The 15,741-nt window shown below is 36.3% G+C and carries 8 protein-coding genes and 7 pseudogenes; 8 read left to right on the top strand and 7 right to left on the bottom strand.

Features of this window, described 5'->3' with window-relative positions:
* Positions 1 to 180 precede the first annotated feature (180 nt).
* A complete protein-coding gene (gene nuoI / locus ACQH1X_RS02000) occupies positions 181 to 663 on the top strand; it encodes an NADH-quinone oxidoreductase subunit NuoI (protein ID WP_425386641.1) in 483 nt (160 codons plus the stop codon).
* 255 nt (positions 664 to 918) lie between these two features.
* On the opposite strand, the pseudogene ACQH1X_RS01995 reads toward nuoI, so the two are convergent.
* Positions 919 to 1,820 (bottom strand): annotated as a pseudogene (locus ACQH1X_RS01995) (IS5 family transposase).
* A gap of 722 nt (positions 1,821 to 2,542) precedes the next feature.
* Between ACQH1X_RS01995 and ACQH1X_RS01990 the strand changes: the two are divergent.
* Both ACQH1X_RS01990 and ACQH1X_RS01985 read left to right on the top strand, forming a co-directional pair.
* A complete protein-coding gene (locus tag ACQH1X_RS01990) occupies positions 2,543 to 3,946 on the top strand; it encodes an NAD(P)H-dependent flavin oxidoreductase (RefSeq protein ID WP_425386405.1) in 1,404 nt (467 codons plus the stop codon).
* A 294-nt stretch (positions 3,947 to 4,240) separates the two neighbouring features.
* Positions 4,241 to 5,181: pseudogene (locus ACQH1X_RS01985) on the top strand (IS110 family transposase).
* A gap of 33 nt (positions 5,182 to 5,214) precedes the next feature.
* Here ACQH1X_RS01985 and ACQH1X_RS01980 read toward each other — a convergent pair.
* Positions 5,215 to 5,339: pseudogene (locus tag ACQH1X_RS01980) on the bottom strand (IS3 family transposase); the annotation flags it as partial.
* Between the two features lie 367 nt (positions 5,340 to 5,706).
* Positions 5,707 to 6,261 carry a hypothetical protein gene (locus tag ACQH1X_RS01975; RefSeq protein ID WP_425386404.1) on the bottom strand — a complete coding sequence of 185 codons (555 nt, stop codon included), beginning with the start codon at positions 6,259 to 6,261 and terminating at the stop codon, positions 5,707 to 5,709.
* Positions 6,262 to 6,548: 287 nt separating this feature from the next.
* Between ACQH1X_RS01975 and ACQH1X_RS01970 the strand changes: the two are divergent.
* A pseudogene (locus ACQH1X_RS01970) lies at positions 6,549 to 7,452 on the top strand (IS4-like element ISWosp8 family transposase).
* 161 nt (positions 7,453 to 7,613) lie between these two features.
* Here ACQH1X_RS01970 and ACQH1X_RS01965 read toward each other — a convergent pair.
* Positions 7,614 to 8,159, bottom strand: a pseudogene (locus ACQH1X_RS01965) (IS256-like element ISWpi15 family transposase); the annotation flags it as partial.
* Positions 8,160 to 8,382: 223 nt separating this feature from the next.
* Between ACQH1X_RS01965 and ACQH1X_RS01960 the strand changes: the two are divergent.
* Entirely contained in the window at positions 8,383 to 9,405 is a 1,023-nt protein-coding gene (locus ACQH1X_RS01960) for an IS110 family transposase (RefSeq protein WP_425385829.1), read from the top strand.
* A gap of 301 nt (positions 9,406 to 9,706) precedes the next feature.
* On the opposite strand, the pseudogene ACQH1X_RS01955 reads toward ACQH1X_RS01960, so the two are convergent.
* A pseudogene (locus ACQH1X_RS01955) lies at positions 9,707 to 10,390 on the bottom strand (IS256-like element ISWpi15 family transposase); the annotation flags it as partial.
* A gap of 71 nt (positions 10,391 to 10,461) precedes the next feature.
* Between ACQH1X_RS01955 and ACQH1X_RS01950 the strand changes: the two are divergent.
* Positions 10,462 to 10,641, top strand: a pseudogene (locus ACQH1X_RS01950) (IS110 family transposase); the annotation flags it as partial.
* 326 nt (positions 10,642 to 10,967) lie between these two features.
* Here the strand turns inward: ACQH1X_RS01950 and ACQH1X_RS01945 are convergent.
* Both ACQH1X_RS01945 and ACQH1X_RS01940 read right to left on the bottom strand, forming a co-directional pair.
* The gene (locus ACQH1X_RS01945) at positions 10,968 to 11,528 is read right to left on the bottom strand and encodes an IS110 family transposase (RefSeq protein WP_425386403.1); all 561 of its coding nucleotides are present in this window, start codon (positions 11,526 to 11,528) and stop codon (positions 10,968 to 10,970) included.
* Entirely contained in the window at positions 11,518 to 11,979 is a 462-nt protein-coding gene (locus ACQH1X_RS01940; protein WP_425386402.1) for an IS110 family transposase, read from the bottom strand. The genes ACQH1X_RS01945 and ACQH1X_RS01940 overlap by 11 nt, the downstream gene beginning before the upstream one ends.
* Positions 11,980 to 13,426: 1,447 nt before the next feature.
* On the opposite strand from ACQH1X_RS01940, the gene ACQH1X_RS01935 reads away from it, so the two are divergent.
* Both ACQH1X_RS01935 and guaA read left to right on the top strand, forming a co-directional pair.
* Complete coding sequence (locus ACQH1X_RS01935) at positions 13,427 to 13,972, top strand: hypothetical protein (RefSeq protein ID WP_425386401.1); 546 nt, start codon at positions 13,427 to 13,429, stop codon at positions 13,970 to 13,972.
* A gap of 102 nt (positions 13,973 to 14,074) precedes the next feature.
* Positions 14,075 to 15,637, top strand: a complete 1,563-nt coding sequence (gene guaA, locus ACQH1X_RS01930; RefSeq protein WP_425386400.1) for a glutamine-hydrolyzing GMP synthase — start codon at positions 14,075 to 14,077, stop codon at positions 15,635 to 15,637.
* Positions 15,638 to 15,741: the final 104 nt, after the last annotated feature.

Below are 15,741 nucleotides of genomic sequence, written 5' to 3'. Positions count from 1 at the left end.
AAATACCTAATCTAAAGATATCTAAAATTTTTACTTATTTTGCTGATTTATATTAATGCAGTACTATCATACTAGTGAATGTATTATATAGAAAAGCTGTAAAAGTCACCCAGGTGAAAATATTTATTTTGAAAACTGATAATATGATTTATAATGACTGACACAAGTTTTAAATATTTTATGCTCAAGAAATTAGCTTGGTATTGGTCTTTTGTAGAGTTAATTAAAGGGTTTGCTATTACATTGAAATATATGTTCAAACCAAAGGTTACGTTGAGATATCCTATGGAGAAGGGCCCTTTAAGTCCAAGGTTTCGTGGTGAGCATGCGTTGCGTAGGTATTCAAACGGTGAAGAACGATGCATAGCTTGTAAATTATGCGAAGTTATCTGCCCTGCTCAAGCAATAGTTATTGAAGCAGAGGAAAGAGAAGACGGTAGTCGTCGCACCACACGCTATGATATTGACATGACAAAATGCATATACTGCGGGCTTTGCCAAGAGGCATGTCCAGTTGATGCAATTGTGGAGGGTCCTAACTTTGAATTTGCTACTGAAACAAGAGAGGAGCTAATGTACAATAAAGAAAAGTTATTGCGTAATGGTGAAGTTTGGGAAGACGCAATTGCACTTAGGTCAAAAAAGAATAGACCTTATTATTAACTAGGTATGTCAACAATTAAAATTTCTTACAGCAAGTATGTAATAGATCTCTTGTACAACTGTGATTTAAGTGAAAGACTAACAGCCTACCTTTTGGCAGCACATGACGCTGGAATCTGGAAAAAAGGACCAGTGTCAAGCACACAATTGTGCGAACGTTTTAACCTGAATGTGCAGCAAATGGTGTCATGCAAGTAGCTGACACTGGGATGGCTTTGTTGCATAGCACCTTGTGTTGGATAGATCAGGAAAAACTTATGTAGCCATTTCAAACTTAGGCACGCCTATTTCGATAAATTTATTCAGCAAATAACACTTGAGTAGCAGTTCCTTCCCACGATTAATTTCAGATTTGTTCCGAAAATTAAACCCGAATGTTTGTTTCAGTCGCGAGAAAAAACTTTCTACATAAGATCTTTTTCCGTAGTTTGTTTGCCTTTTCCACCTCTTCATTCCATCTTCGCTGTATGACTTTATTAGTCTAATTGCAGCATTTCTCTCTGCCATACTTTGGATGCTCTGCTGCATCGTTTTTTGGAGGAATTTTTGTCTTTATGCCGCATTCATCATACAATTTATAGAGTTTATGTCTGTCATATGCTCTGTCTGCATATAGTACTTTTATGGCATGAACTTCTTTAAGCAAATCGCAAGCTCCATAGTGATCAGACCGTTACTGTATTTTGCAGCTATGGCTTTTTTGCTGTTTATATTCAACATTACGTGTAGTTTCTTTACTTGTTCATAGCTGCGATACTTTCTATTTTCGCTATTTTCCTTGCTGTGGCCAGGTTATAAATGCTGATGCTTGTGCTATCTATGGCAATTTCGATATCTTCCATATTATTTTTATCAACTCTGCAATCATTGATCTTAATATTAAGTTTCTTTTGATGCTTGTGAATAGCTGCAAATTTTTTCCTATTTGTTCAATGTATCCCTTTAAAAATCCCACTCAAATCTATTCTGAATAGATGGGTTGTTATATGTATCAAAATCACCACTTTATCACTATAAATATAGTTGCCGCCCTGCATTTTTGGCCCAATTTCATACCAATTTTCGATAGCTTCATCGATGTAGCGAAAAATATTTCCCCTTTTTTCAAGGAATTTGTTATATTCGTTTTGGTTACTGACTTTCATTTTCTGTGGCATATTTTTTCTTCAAAGGTTAAATGGCTATTTTATAATGAATTTTGTCAGTAGCCACCAGATTTTTTCAGTTGCTATGCAACAAAGCCCACTGGGATCCAGCTTCTGTATCAAAAACGTTTGTTTTAGCATAAAACAGCTACCTTTAGCTCATCAGCTCAGTATGCTTACTTATAATCAAAATTCCTGGATTCCAGTGGGCTTTGTTGCATCGCTACCTATGAAAGGCTAACATAGTTAGGATTGTAAGCAACCTATAGAAAATCTTGTTTTTTTGCAATCAATCTGATCAAATTTAAGAATAGTAATTTGTTATTTGTATTAATAAACTTAATTCTATTGAAAATAGCTAAAGCATTGAAATTCTTGAATTTTAGCCGGATTAGTGAGTGGTAGTGAAATTTCTTTTACTCAAATTTAGGTATTTACTGACCGTTCTTGTTATAAATACCAGAATAATAAGCTACTGATATTCTCTATCTTTTTTATCTTTAATCCATCATAGCTAGCGATGCAACAAAGCCATTCCAGTGTCAAGCACTGGAATGACAAGAAGAGGCTACTTGGATGACACCCTTCCCTAGCGGAAATTGCTCTCAAACTACAATATTTGTGCAGCGTGGATAGGATAGTAGCTATAGAAGCTTTAATGATACAAGAAAAAATAAACAGCTATTATTTTTTTAGTAATTAAGTAAAATAGAGTGAAAGATTGCGAGGAAGTTTTGAAAAATAAGATAAAAAAAATAGTAATTTCAGGAAAGGAAGTGTGGCCAATCATCGAGGGCGGCAAAGGCATTGCAATCAGTGATGGAAGGTCAAGTGGAGCATTTGCTGCAGCAGATGCTGTGGGTACGTTTTCTGGTGCAAATGCTAAGCTTATTGATGATAATGGCGAGTTAGTGCCATTAATTTACAAAGGCAAAACAAGAAATGAAAAACACAGTGAATTGATAGAGTATAGTATTGAAGCTGGGATTAGTCAGGCAAGAATAGCAAATGAAATATCAAAAGGCCGTGGAAGAGTACATATGAATGTGCTTTGGGAGATGGGGGCAGCAGAACGCGTGCTTCATGGCATATTGGAAAGAGCAAAAGGCTTAGTTCATGGTATTACCTGCGGTGCTGGTATGCCTTATAGGCTTGGAGAAATTGCAGCTAAATATCAGGTTTATTATTACCCTATTATCTCATCGGTACGCGCTTTTAAAGCATTATGGAAACGTGCTTACCAAAAAATATCTTCTTATTGGCTAGGTGGAGTAGTTTATGAGGATCCATGGCTTGCTGGTGGTCACAATGGACTGAGTAACAGTGAAGACCCAGAACTACCACAGGCTCCATTTGAAAGAGTTGCAGAGCTTAGATCTTTCATGAACGAGATCGGTCTTTCAGAAACACCAATTGTTATGGCAGGAGGAGTGTGGCATTTGAAAGATTGGGAACATTGGTTTGACAATCTGCAAATTGGACCAATAGCTTTTCAGTTTGGCACTCGTCCACTTTTGACGAAAGAAAGCCCAATTTCTGCAGAGTGGAAAAAGAAGCTACTCACTTTAGAAGAAGGTGACGTATTTTTAAATAAATTCAGTCCAACAGGATTTTACTCATCTGCAGTAGAAAATAACTTCATACGTGAGTTGCAGGAACGGAATTCACGTCAAATAAAGTTTTCAGAAAATGCCAGCAAGGAATTCAATAGTGAATTTGCAATGGGTAGCAGAGGTAGGAAGATTTACCTTACTGCAAAAGACAAAGAACTGGCAAATACATGGACTAAAGCAGGGTACACAGAAGCAATGAAAACCCCAGATTCAACTGTTATTTTTGTGACGCCAGACAAATTTGCAGAGATAAGACAAGATCAAATCAATTGCATGGGATGTTTGAGCCATTGCCTGTTTAGCAATTGGAAAGATCATGGCGACCATTCAACAGGGCAAAAACCAGATCCACGGAGTTTTTGTATACAACAGACACTGCAAAACATTATACATGACAGCGATATTGAAAATGAACTCATGTTTTCCGGACATAATGTATATAAATTCAAGCAAGATCCGTTTTATGAGAATGGCTATGTACCGACAGTAAAAGAACTGGTAAAAAGGATATTGACTGGGTATTGAGTCAGCAGTGGCCTGAAAAGTCCATTTTTCACTTTATAAAATGTTTATATTTTACCACCTACTGACCTTACCCAGAAGGTATGAATTAGGTATTGCTTGGTTGGAAGCAAGAGAAGATAATCACTTCTCAGAGTGGATAGGTGGCAGGTTGGCACTTTTTCTGAGTGTTCTTGTATAAAGTATATGAAAGAAGACCTCGTTACTCAGATTCTGCCACCGGTGATGCTCACAAAATGTGATGACCTCGTATAGGAGTTTGGACCAACCAGTACTCTGATATATTGAAATGTGCAATTGGAGGAAAAATATGCGTCACATAGGCATTATACCAATAGTTTTACTGTTTGTTACTTGCAAGAAGGAAAATCGGAGTATATTCAAACGTTTCGCTTAAAAGACTTAAATAATTTTATCAGAAATCTTCAAGAAACAGATGAAATAGCTAACAGGCAATAGCTGTTTTTTTTATGACGCAGTGTCACCTTATGTTAAGAGCGTGGTCTCCTGGACAGTTTGAAGTTGTTCGTCGCTCTGTGAACAAAACGGACAAGCACGATGCGCGAGCTATTGCTTTTTTTCTAAGCAAAGGTATGTTGCCTGAAGCAAAGCAAACAATGCAAGCAGTTAGCTTCTCTTCTTCAAACAAGAGACCAGTTACGGGTATCTTTAATCAATAAAATGCATGGTCTTTTTAATTACCATGCGGTAAAAATTAAAAAGGAAGCACTTACAACTAAGGTGGGTGCTATTGGAAAGTATACTTGGGATCCTTTAGAAAAGGTTGAAATTGAAGTAATTAGCTATCATTTGGAAGCTATTCGGGAAATCTTAAAAAACTTGAGAAGGAAATTATAGCTTTTGCCAAACAGCTTCCTGAACCTTATCAGCATAAAAGGAATTGGCCCAATTTCTGCAGCTATTTTTATTGCAACAATTGGAGACATTAATGATTTTCATAGGCCTGAAAAACTTACTGCATATTTTGGAATTGTGCCACGAGTTTCTCAATCTAATCAACAGTGCACGATCGGAACAAACGTGATATTCTTTAGTGCAGTGTACTTGGGTTGCTATACGCTTATCTGAACAGCTTATGTAAAAAAAAGCGTGGTTCTGCTAAGGCTATTATTGCTACTGCCAGGAAATTTCTTACAACTATTTTCTATACTCTTAAAAATGACTGGGTTTTTAAAGATTTCACAAAATTTGAATTTTTTATTGGACAACAATCATAGGAGAAAAAGTGAAGAGAAAGTTAAGAAAATTTTTTACAAAAAGAACGATGAATCAAAATGTTCAGGAATGCAATAATTAATAGCAGAATGCCTACGCTATTTATTGTAAAAATTTCTATGTATTCAAATATAGCAGTTCTAGCTTGTTGAACGGAGTGCTTAGGTATACCAATCACATAAGCAACTTAAAGATCACCTTTACAACTTTGTTATATTATGCAAAAAGACTCAAAACTCTCAAAACCTTATGAATTTATATGTAACCAGTGGACACAAGCATCCTGTATTATTTATACTAAATCCATACTATCACACTTTGGACCTAGTTCTTTATTCATTCTCACAATCCGTGAACGGTTACAAATACTGGAGTTTACCCTTCTTCTTGTTATTTTTCTAATCTATAGTTAGCGTTCAAAACCATATTCGAAAAGTATCTCATATATTTCCAGATTTTTTTAATGATGTTTATTTCATCCTCAACATTGTCTCTACCTTTATGAACTAAATTACAATTTAGCAGCATTAAAAATTATAACGTATTCCTACTTCTAGAATCGCGTTCGGTATTTGCACTGGTGGTTTAAAGCCCCTCAGTTGCCCGCCCGCGGTAATACCAACTGTACCAACTATCTGTGGAGCAATTTCATAATCAACACCAACCTTCAGTTTATAGGAAATAGAACCCAGCATTTTATCTACTACCTCACCTTCACCAAAGCTAAAAGGCATTACTTGTAGGTATCCTCCTAAGCCTCCACTGACATACAGCTTAACGGGATCAATGTCAAGGTCAGGGTAATAACGGTAATTTGCCAATAAACTAGCCCCCCTTTTCTTTTCTTCTTTACCAAACATATCACTTATGTCAGTGAGAACCTCAAGTTCAAACTTAGAGTTTTTGTCATGATGATAACCAAAAACAACGCTAGGTTTTATTTTTAAGCTGCTACCCCATCCGGCACCAAAGTTTAAACCTGCATAATACTGATCTTCTGACTTACTTGCACTATTACTAGCTGCACCTGCTAAAGATGAAGTAAGCAACACAGCCAAAACGCACAATCTCTTTATTTTCATATAACTCCTCATACAAAAAAATATATAATGCATAAGTATATATGCTTTGTATTAAAAAAGATATAACTACATGTCAAAAAAAGTATACCCACAAAGTAAAGGATGTGCTACTCGGATGTATCCGTTCAGCCAATGGCGTCAACTTAAGGGAAAATATCAGTGATTGTGTATAAAACTTCTCTCTAAATTTTTTACCATTAAATTACCCAAAAGCTGCAATAAACAGCACTTTTGTTTCTGTTTTATTTCAACAAAGAAGTCTAAAATATGTCCTTTTTAGGTGAAACATGCAAAAAGGAAAAAAACTTATTCTACAAATTAAAAATATAATATACTCGAAAGCTTTTCAGAGAATCCATTGTGTTGAGTTTTACACGAACAAGAAAACTTCCTTTTACGACAGTATTTTCTATGATTTTAAAGTTAATTAAGAAAAGTTTAGGAAATAGAATGTGAGCTCATTAAGTTCCACCCTCAAAGCAAGCTTTTTCTAAAGCAAGATATAAATACAGGTCTTAAAGAATTTAAGCATCCAAACAGCCTATTGAGCAAACGTTAGCAGAAACCTGAAGTCGTTACTCAAATGCGTTCATTAAATCAAATTATTTATCTACGACCGTCTTCATTAAAATTTATTCAGCAGCATTATGAATTGAAAGTAGACTTTATTTTTCGCTCGCAAAAAAGAAATTATAGCAAGCTATGGTTCATCTGGTGAATTAGATTTTGTGCTAGAAAATAAAACGAAAAGCCAAAAAGTAAGAGTAATAGTGCTTACATTAGCCAATGGGGAAACAGAGTTTTTGACCGAGACTTTGGAGCAAAGCTTATGTGTTAAGGTGGCATATAGAAGAGCGCTATAAACGATTCAAAATAGGTGCAGAGTTAGAGAATTTTTCTGGCGTAAATTTAGAGGCTGTATTACAAGAATTTTGGGCAAACTTAGTCATGTGTAATATATTGTTGCTTCATATCACAAGGGCCTTGGAATCCAGATAAAATTGCTGATAAATTTTTCAGTTTTATTTGGTGTAATGAGGCAGAAACTCTATCAGGTACTTATTGCGCCAAAAAACTTTCAAGCCCTTTTTGATAGAGCAAGTATACGCGCTAAAGTTAAAATCCGACCAGGACAGCCGCAATAAGGTAGATAAGCCCAAACGCCATCATGTCTTTAGGAGAGTTTGCTAATGAAAGTTCTTAAGTTGACGCCATTGAGTGAACGGTTACTATTTAAAAGGATATGTTCAAAAAAACTGTGTCAAATCAACTCATACATTTCATTACCAACTTCATGATGAAGTTCTGCAGTTGGATGGGGAGTGTTAAATAAACTGTGTCAAACCGCATTTTTAGTTCGACTCAATTTTCAATCTGCCAGGAAAGAAAACATCAAGTTGAGAGATAGTTAATGCCCAATCATGTACAGGCATCGTCCACTTTTCCTCTGCCTTCTTTATAGCACAATATACCTGCTTATACAAGGCATTTATGCTGGTAAATGAGCCTTTGGTCTTAGTGAATTTCCTAATTTGCCTATGTAGCCCCTCTATGGGATTGGTGGTGTAGATTATCCTCCTAACTGGACCAGAATACTTAAAATAACCAGACAAGTTTTCCCAATTATTCTGCCAAGATTTTATAACCATAGGGTACTTTGTGCCCCATTTTTCATCCAATTCCAACAGATAATTCTCGGCAATTTCCTTGCTTGAAGCTTGATATACCTTCTTTAAATCGCTCAAAAAACTCTTCGCATCTTTACTGGCCACATACTTCAGTGAGTTGCGTATCTGATGCACTATACACATCTGCACTTCCGCATTAGGAAAGACACTGTTTATAGCTGCAGGAAAGCTTTTTAGCCCATCAACGCAGGCAATAAGGATATCTTCTACTTGTATCTTGTCAAAAGCATCTAATGTTTTAAGCTTAAGCATTAGGTGGAGAAGGGAGGAACTCTGTGCTTCTTCTTAGATATAAAATCTGTAGAGGAGATAAGAATTCCCTTCTCAAAAGTATAGGCTGGACGGTATCGTAGAAAAACCTAAATGGTTCTAATTCTGTATTCACAAGGTTAGCCTTACTTTTCATTTTAAATAGTAACGTATGGGGTTATATATGATCAACAACTTTCTGGGAATAGATGTATCAAAAGATCGCTTTGATGTTTTTCTCTCATTTATAAGTAAAAAAGGAAAACGTGAAACTAGGAAAAGAAGCTTTAAGAACGATGATAATGGGTTTCAAGGTCTGCAGAGCTTTCTACAAAAACATAACGTAGAGCAAGTGAAAGCTTGTATGGAAGCTACCGGTTGTTATAGTGAAGCTTTGGCTGAATTTCTACACAATGCTGGACATTTTGTAAGTGTTGTAAATCCTTATTGTATTAAATCTTATGCGAGGAGTAAGCTTGTAAGACAAAAGAATGATCAGACCGATGCAGAAATTATTGCTGATTATTGCCAAAGACAGGAACCTACTCGTTGGACACCACCTTCTCCTGAAATGAAAAAATTAAAACATCTTTATCGTTGCTCGGTTGCGTTAAAAGATGGATTAACATTCGTAAATAATCATTTAGAAAAGAAGGAGAGACTGCCTGAAGAAGTTGCAAATGCTTGGGAAAACCTTGCAGTGAACATAGAACAATCAATAGAAACAATAAAAAACTCCATACGTGAACTATTAAAACAGCACAAAGAGTTGTTGGAAAACTTTCAACTCTTATTGACTATTCCAGGAATAGGAGAGGAATCAGCAATAGCTATTTTAGCTGAAATTCCTGACACAAAGGCTTTTATAAATGCCAGACAATTGGCAGCATACGCTGGAACTATACCACGAAATATAACATCAGGTTCATCTGTATATGCCAAGCCCAGATTAAGTAAATCAGGTTCACGAACACTACGTAAGGCCATGTATTTTCCTGCTATAGTAGCTAAAAATCACAATCCTATTATTATGACTTTTTGCAAGAGATTAAAAGAAAAAGGCAAGCATAATATGGCCATTGTTGGTGCTGCAATGCGTAAGTTGCTTCATATTGTTTTTGGTATTTTAAAATCAAAAAAGGCTTTTAATCCTGACCATATCAAAAGCTACAGGACTAGGAGATTGACTGAAGCTTTAGTAATTTAAAATCGAAAAATGCTTCCATTCTATCTTATGTAAAATGGTATCTTACACAAATTTATTGAATGTAGTTGGTTAGTGTATATGTTGATAAGTGTAAAAGACAAGATTTAATCTGACAGACAAGAATTAACTGACAGAAGAATTGAGGTAGTCAAAACTAATATCAGGCTCTTGTTTAATACAACTACAATCTGTATACCGCTACACAGGACGGGAATTGGCAGTATTTTTTGATTTCACAATATAACTTAGGCAATTTAGATTCAATTTTTGTAATTTTCTTGTTGACTGGCGAGACGGTATCTCCTCTTTCTTTGAGGTCATTTAGCACTCCCAACCAGAAGTTAGCTCCTTCACTTTCAGCCAAATAAAAACCTAATACTTCTTTTTTGCCATTTTGATCTATGCCTAATATGTTATACATGCATTTACTTACGCAATGCCCGTCCTCTTTGACTTTAAAAAACATGCCATCCATGAAAACTATCGGATATACAGACTGCAGCGGGCGACTACGCCATTCGTTGATTACTGGTAGCAATTTGTCAGTAATACTTGATATCTCTGCCGCCGATATTTTGTGATCATAAATTTCCTCAACATGTGACACTATATCTCTATAGCCCATACCACTGGCAAATGTGCTCAAAATCTTCGTTTCAAGCTCTGGATGTAAGTTTGTTTGCCTTTTTTTGACTATTTGTGGTTCGAAACTTCCTTCTCTATCTCTTGGTGTTAATAGCTCTGCACTTGTACGTAAAGTTTTTGCATTTCTCCCATTTCTTCGATTATTCTCTTCGCTTTTAGCCGACAAGTGGTTTTCTATTTCACCTTCCAGGCTTACCTCCAGCAACTTTTTTATAAACGGTGTTAATGCTCCATCTCTTCCTGTCAACGGTCTTCCTTCTCGTATAGACGACAGGATATTTGTTTCTAATTCTTTATAATCTACCAAACCGGTAGTTCTGTTTACTACTTTCTGACTCATTGTCAAACCTCCATTTTTTTATATCAATTTATTACTTTTTTTCGGTTTGACACAGTTTATTTAACACTCCCGCACAGAAAGTTAATTCTTATATCAAACCTTTCTTTACTAGATTATATAATCAATATAAAAAGCCATATAAAATTGCTTCCACTGCTGCCATGAGAAAATTACTTACTCTTGCTAACTCTTTAGTAAGAGATGGTAGAGTGTTCACTGAGGAATATAGTCCTAATTCTACTTTTATCTAGTACTAGCGTAGCTGTGAATAAATACGTCCACACAAACTTTAAGTATTTATTCACAGCTACATCAATTTTTCTATTGACTTTTAACACAACTGCTCCATAATCCTTGGTAATTTTACATAAGTTAAAAGTAGCATGCTTTCCATGGTTCTCTCCGCGGTCTGAGATGACAATAAATTTGTCAAGCCGCATTATACTTGTTAGGCGGAAGTGGACGGCAACATGTTTACCACGAAGTCTAAGCTTCACCCTAAGTTCTTGCTTGTCCCTTCCATCGGCATTGCTATCTTTATTTTCAATAAAATTATTGTCCTATGCTCTTTTGATGTTTATTGATAACAAAATTCTGTTTTATCAACCAACATCCTATGCATAATTACAGCTAATTTTCTTGCTACTGCTACAATTGCTTTTTTCATCCCTTTTTTCTTCGCAAGCTTCAATCCCCAGCTTCTCAACTTAAAATTTTTCCTACTGATTGTAAGTAAGACTTGTGCAGCTTCATACAACATACTTCTACATTCCATGGGACCCATTTTTGATATACTACCATGTCGGTCAACTTCTCCAGAAGAATATTGCCTTGGTGTCAACCCTATATATGCTCCAACTGTATCAGATTTCTCAAACCTATGTGGATTATCAATAGCAGCTTTAAATGTCATTGCCACTATAATACCAACTCCTGGAGTAGTAGTTAACAATTTGCAATCTTCATCTTTTTCACCTTGTTCTGAAAGTATTTTGTCAAGCTTTCTTAATGACTTTTCTATTGCTTCCAAACTACAAACTAACGCTTCAATTGAAGTCTTACTGACTTTATCTAAATCTTTAATTGCTTTTTCCACTCTTAAAGACAAGCTTTCAAATTTTGATCCTTTACCGACCATGTATCTTCAATAACCCTCTTATTGTTCCGACAATTTGCTGTTTGCTACATATTAACTGTCTTCTGCTTCCAAGCGCTATTTTAATTTGACAAGACTCATCTGATTTTACTAACACTTCTTTGTACAACCCAGCCCTCATCATCTGCGCTATACCCCTCGCATCGTTTTTATCATTCTTATTGATTCTTGCAGACAATGCTGCTGCCATATGCCTTGCATCTACACAAATTACTGGTAATCCAAAACTCCTTAACTCTTTGCACATTGATATTGACAACTGTCCACTTTCTATTCCTATGGATTCGTATTTTTTGCCTTGGCTAAGCAAATACTCTGCTATTGCATTACTTTCGCTTGCAACAACCTCTTCCTTAACAATTTTTCCTTTCTCATCAACGATACTGATGAAAGTTTCTTTGAGTGAGACATCTAATCCGCTATAATATTTCATGACCTACTGTAAAAGTTTAAATTATTTTTGAAGAATTTATTCTACTGAATTCGTTACTTCGTGCTAAAATAATGGAGTATGTCTCTCCATCATTCAACAGCAATTACAGTATGTTTTCCATTCATCCTCTTAAATAAGTTCACTACTTATCGTTCTACAGCCAGAATGTCACACAAACGAAAGTTTAATCTGTGCTTACTGTAGACATGGGGTTTTAAATGTGATACCCATGGATGTGAAGTCCCACCCCTGAAGATTAGAATTCAAGCAGTTTAGCTTTAACCATATTGATCAGGTGTTGCAAGCCGTTATCTTACACATCTTCAGACAACTCTCGCTTTACATACATGCTCTTGTCCTCCTTCCCTTTCGGGTTAAAGTTAGTTGTTCACCTCGAGGCCATTTATTCTGAACCCCGCTTAGCTCCGCTAAGTATTTCTTAATGCGTACCACGGCGCACCCTCTCGATTTATACAGCTTCCATTACTCAACCTTGATGATTCCATCAAAGTCTTTGTTTTAACCGATTGCTCCTCCCATTTCTGGTTGATAGTCAGCTAAAACCGAATAACTCAGCCCCTTCGCTCCATTCCCATTACAGAAACTTCTTTACTACTATGAGCTAATCAGCCCCTGTTTTTCGCATCAGTACTCTCACCCTTGGAGTTTAGCTCCTTGGATTTCTCCCTTACCATCGAAACGACAGGTTCCCACAGTTCCACACAATAGCCTAAAATAGATTCATGCCACCTATATGCCGGACGCTACCTACCCAGTAAGCAAGTTTCCGGTAGATTTATCCCAGAAGAGTAGTGGACTCCTGGTTTTAACGTCATCCAAAGCCTTTCGTACACCTCATCAGTGGTTCATTTTCATTCATCTCTCTATTTCATACATGACGTATAAATACGCCTTTTCCATAACGCTCACTACCTTGCCAAAGCAGCTTATGGTTGTTTGAAGCCTGCTCTTGCAAACCGGCTCCGAGGGGCCCTCCCTCATCTATTGCGTAGCTTTTGCACTTAGTTTGCTCTTACTTGAACATTCTTTGTGTCTCTACGGCACACCTAACCCAAGAAAGGTTTCCCTACGTCATACCGCCGCGGCGCTAACGAGTAGCGGAATGACGAATTTGTTGTTTTTCAAATTGTAGGTAAACCTAAGCCACTTTAGCTATAAAAAGTAGATCATAGCTAACGTTTAAGCCATGTGTTAAAGCTTTTAAAGAGGTCTTAGTTTACTTACTTCTTTATTTTCTTTATTATCAGATATCACTTTTAAATAATATGGAGGAGCAAATTGTCAGCAATTGCCATTATTGATTTTGGTTCACGTACGACATCGGTAGTTAACATTAGCTACCTGAGGGTCAGAGTCGCCTTTCTTAAAGATATTTTAAGTATACTAGATGTATTATTGATACGTGATAATAAAACTGGGGGGTTTTATGGAAACATCTGAATTAACTTTACTCGACTTGCAGAACTTTTTTGAAAAATTAAAAGGGCATGTGCGTAGTGAAGTAGAAAAATATGTAGATGAAGAGGCAAAAGAAATTAAGGACAAAGCAGCAACTTATATAACAAACAAAGTATTAAATAATATGGTGGGTAATAAACCGATAGGTGAGCTCCAAATAGATAAACCCAAAACAGATAAGCCTAAAAAAGTTATGGTAGCTGAGAATCAATATGGTGGAGCGCAAAATAAAGAGGTCATCAAAGCTCTATTTATAGGGAAAATACTTGTATGGAATCGCTCAAATAGTGGCCAGAAATACGAAATTAAAGTTAAGGGAGTGGAAGAGTTTGTAGATAACAAAACTGGAAAAGTGATTGAGGCTAAGTCTCTATCCAGAGTGTGTATAAAATTGGTTGGTGGTGGAAGTTATAGTGGTTGGGAAGAATTGAAATTATGTCTTGACCATAAAGAAGGGCTGCAACCCCTGAAGTACCACCGTAAAAAGTTCTTCTTAGATAAAAATAGATCATAGCCAACCCACGCCGTCCGTCAAAGTTTTAAAGAGGTCTTAGTTTACTTACTCCATTATTTTCTTTATTATCAGATATTGCTTTAAATAATATGGAGGAACAAATTGTCAGCAATTGCCATTATTGATTTTGGTTCACAGTTTACACAGCTTATCGCAAGACAAGTAAGAGGAATGGGCGTTTATTGTGAGATATTTCCAAGCAACATCAGTTTTGAAACAATATCAAAATTCAATGGGTTTATTCTCTCTGGAGGACCACAATCTGTAAATGATGATTGTTCTAAAATAAGTGGAGTAGCGCATGAAATTATAAAACTTAATGAGGCAACAAACGTTCCTATACTTGGAATATGCTATGGACAGCAACTCATTTGTCATTATTTTGGAGCAAAAGTAAAAGAGAGTTTCAAACAGGAGTTTGGCAGAACTAAAATCAAGATACTAAAAGAATCCCCCATTATAAAGGATACCTGGGATGTTAATTCTGAAGTGGATGTATTAATGAACCATGCGGACAGTGTTGATACTATACCACAAGGATTTACTGTTATCGCATCAGGTGTGATAAATCAAACAATTGCAATGATTGTCAGCGAACAGCGGAAGATTTACTGTACTCAGTTCCATCCTGAAGTTAAGCCTACAACAAATGGCAGTAAATTGCTCTCTAACTTCTTGGATATTGCAAATTGCAAGAGAGACTGGACAATGAAATCGTTTATTGAAAAGCAGAAGGAAAAAATCAAAAATGTAGTAGGAGAGAAAAAAGTGATCGCTGCAGTAAGTGGTGGGGTTGACTCAAGTGTTGCAGCGGCTCTCACACATAAAGCTATAGGAAAACAATTGAACTGTATTTTCATCGATACTGGGTTGTTACGCAAGAACCAGACCATTGCTATGTTAAAAGAGATTCCGATAAACTACGTTGATAAGTCAAATTTATTTTTGAGTAGGTTGAAGGGAATAACTGATCCAGAAGAAAAGCGAAAAATTATCGGTAACGCTTTCATTGAAGTGTTTGAAGAAGAAGCAAAAAAAATAGGTGATGTGGATTTTTTGATGCAAGGTACCATCTACTCTGATGTAGTTGAGTCAGGGCATGCCTCAGACAACACTAGTACAATTAAGTCTCACCATAATGTTGGTGGGTTGCCAGAAAAGATGAACCTGAAGCTAGTAGAGCCTTTACGCTACCTCTTTAAAGATGAGGTAAGGCTACTTGGAAAAGAAATTGGGCTTTCAGACGAGATAATATTTCAACATCCATTTCCTGGACCCGGACTTGCAGTGAGGATTATAAGTGAAGTCGATGAAGAAAAGGTGCGAATATTGCAAGAAGTAGATGAAATATATATTAATACGATGAAAAATTACGATCTATACGATAAGATATGGCAAGCTTTTGCTGTATTATTACCAATAAAAACTGTAGGCGTCATGGGAGATGGTCGTACGTACGGATATGTTTGTGCTTTGAGGGCTGTAACATCGTCCGATGGTATGACGGCTGATGCATTTCCATTTGAAAGTAAGGATCAACACTTGCTAGTATTTTGGGATTTTTTACGCAATGTCGGCAGTATAATTGTTAATAATGTTCCCGGAGTAAATAGAGTTGTTTATGATATAACTTCCAAGCCACCTGCAACTATTGAGTGGGAGTAAATCAAAAAGATCCCGTGACGGTATAGTAATTCGTCATTCCCCTACGTGCTAGCGGCTGAGATACCGCGAATGAATCGCGGTATGACGGTGTAGATGACGGTTAA

It is taken from the genome of Wolbachia endosymbiont (group A) of Barypeithes pellucidus (genome assembly GCF_964030885.1).
Classification (GTDB): Bacteria; Pseudomonadota; Alphaproteobacteria; order Rickettsiales; family Anaplasmataceae; genus Wolbachia.
The sequence above is the reverse complement of the archived record's forward strand: the minus strand, read 5'-3'. Positions and strand labels throughout refer to the sequence as shown.